The organism is Persicitalea sp., assembly GCF_041751555.1.
Taxonomy (GTDB): domain Bacteria; phylum Bacteroidota; class Bacteroidia; order Cytophagales; family Spirosomataceae; genus Persicitalea.
Map to the genome: position 1 here is coordinate 1 of NZ_JBGSXF010000618.1, position 2,174 is coordinate 2,174.

Sequence of the window (2,174 nt, forward strand, 5' to 3'; positions counted from 1 at the left end):
AATTCCGTCCCTACGTAAGAATTATATGCGTTTTCAAAGGATATTTTACCAAAGTCTGCTGGGTTTGTTGCTGCTGACGCTGGGCTACGCAACGCCAACGTTGGCCCAGAAAAGCCGCCAGCAACTCGAAAAGGATAAACAGGAGAATGCCCGGAAGATCAAGAGTATTCAGAGCGTTTTGAACAAAACTGCCTCCGAAAAGAAGGTCAGCGTGGGTCAACTGCAAGCCATCAACCAGCAGGTGACCACCCAGAAAAAGCAAATAGATCTGCTCTCGGACGATCTGCAGCTACTTGATGCCGAACTAAAAAGTTTGGAAAAAGCCCGACAAGAGTTAGCTGACGATCTAGCCAAACTCAAAAAAGAGTACGGGCAAATGATTTACGAAGCCAGCAAGCGCAACACCTATCTCAGCCAGTTGGTCTTTTTGTTTTCGGCGGAAAACTTCAATCAATTGGTACTACGCTATAAGTACCTGCAGCAATACACCGAGGCTCGACAGGGCCAAGTACGGCAGATGGAAAAGGTACAGCAGGAACTCGTCGTTAAGCGGCAGCGCATCACCGCCAAGCAACAGCAGCAGAAAACCGTACTGGCTTCACGTATGGAGGAAGCCCAGAAACTCACAGTCCTGCAAGACAAGCAGGATGAGGTTGTCAAAGAATTATCCCAAAAAGAAGCCCAACTGCGCGCCGAACTCGTCGCCAACCGCCGCGCCGCCGCTACTCTTGAGGCCAACCTGCGGCGACTCATTGAGCGGGAAATGCGCGAACGCGCCGAACGCGAACGCCGCGAGCGGCTGGCCCGCGAAAAGACAGAACGCGAACGCCTGGCTCGTGAAAAAGCCAAACGCGATGAAGCTATCGCGGCAGGCGAAGATCCACCGCCCGTGGTGGAACCGGCCAAGCCCGCTGAACCTGTCAATGACGGCGGTATGACAAACGAAGAAGTCAAATTGGCCTCATCCTTCAAGGCCTCCCAAGCGCGGTTGCCGTGGCCCGCACGGGGCTTCGTTTCGGATCGTTTTGGACGTAAACAGCATCCCGTCCTTAGTGGCGTTATTGTAGATAATCTTGGCATCGACATTCAAACCGCCGCCAACGAAGCGGTGCGGTCAGTCTATGACGGCACCGTGCTGGATGTGACCGCTATGCCGGGCATGAATAACGTCATTGCCATTCAGCACGGCGAGTACATGACGGTGTATGCCAAGCTGGCCAGCGTTTCGGTGCGGGCGGGGCAAAAAGTGAAGGCACGGGATAACATTGGAACCGTTGCCGCTGACAGCGAGGGAACGTCGTCGTTGCAGTTTCAGGTTTGGCGAAATACCACGCGGCTGAATCCTGAGCAGTGGCTTTTGCGCCGATAGTACTTTTCCGAGCATCGGCCGATGGCCTCTCTCCGTCATAAAGGCACGGCTGCCAATAAGAAAAGGGGCTGTTCAAAACTTGTTAAAAAAAATCTATGGACAAAGACATTTTCAAAAAAGTCGATGAGTACATCGGCGACCTACTGGGGCAGGAAGATGAGGTACTGAAAAATACCATTCAATCGCTCGACCAGGCAGGTATGCCGCAGATCAGCGTTTCGGCCAATCAAGGGAAATTTTTGCAGGTGTTAATGGCGCTGGGCAACGTAAAAACAGTACTTGAATTGGGTACTTTGGGCGGGTACAGCACGATCTGGCTAGCGCGGGCTTTGCCAGAAGATGGAAAAATAATTACGCTGGAAATCGATGAACACCACGCCGAGGTGGCGCGGCGAAATATCGCGAAGGCGGGCTTTTCTGACAAAGTCAAGGTGCGGGTTGGAAAGGCGCTGGATTTGCTCCCGCAGATGGAGGCTGACGGCGAAGGGCCGTTCGACATGATTTTTGTCGATGCCGACAAGCCGCCTTATGCCGAGTACTTTAAACACGCCCTCGCTCTTTCACGGCCAGGTACTTTGATTATCTGTGATAATGTTATTCGGGAAGGAAAAGTACTTGACGCGGAAAGTACCGACGAACGCGTGCAGGGCGTACAGCGTTTCAACCAACTGCTCGCCAACACACTGCAGGTGACCGCCACAATCCTGCAAACCGTCGGGGCCAAAGACTACGACGGCATGGCGATTGCGGTCGTCAATCGAGCCAACTGATAATTTCACCCTCCAACCAATAAAAAATTGTCCGT

At 52.7% G+C, this 2,174-nt stretch carries 2 protein-coding genes; both read left to right on the forward strand.

Annotated features, from left to right (window positions below):
- The coding region (locus tag ACEW8P_RS21870) for a murein hydrolase activator EnvC (protein WP_373515196.1) at window positions 1–1,369 on the forward strand (1,369 nt) is incomplete at its 5' end.
- Window positions 1,370–1,464: 95 nt separating this feature from the next.
- Window positions 1,465–2,139 carry an O-methyltransferase gene (locus ACEW8P_RS21875; RefSeq protein WP_373515197.1) on the forward strand — a complete coding sequence of 225 codons (675 nt, stop codon included), beginning with the start codon at window positions 1,465–1,467 and terminating at the stop codon, window positions 2,137–2,139.
- The last annotated feature ends 35 nt before the right edge of the window (window positions 2,140–2,174 follow it).

Excerpts from the sequence above, each read along its gene's own strand:
- ACEW8P_RS21875 (WP_373515197.1), top strand. The coding sequence starts at position 1,465 with ATGGACAAAGACATTTTCAAAAAAGTCGATGAGTACATCGGCGACCTA.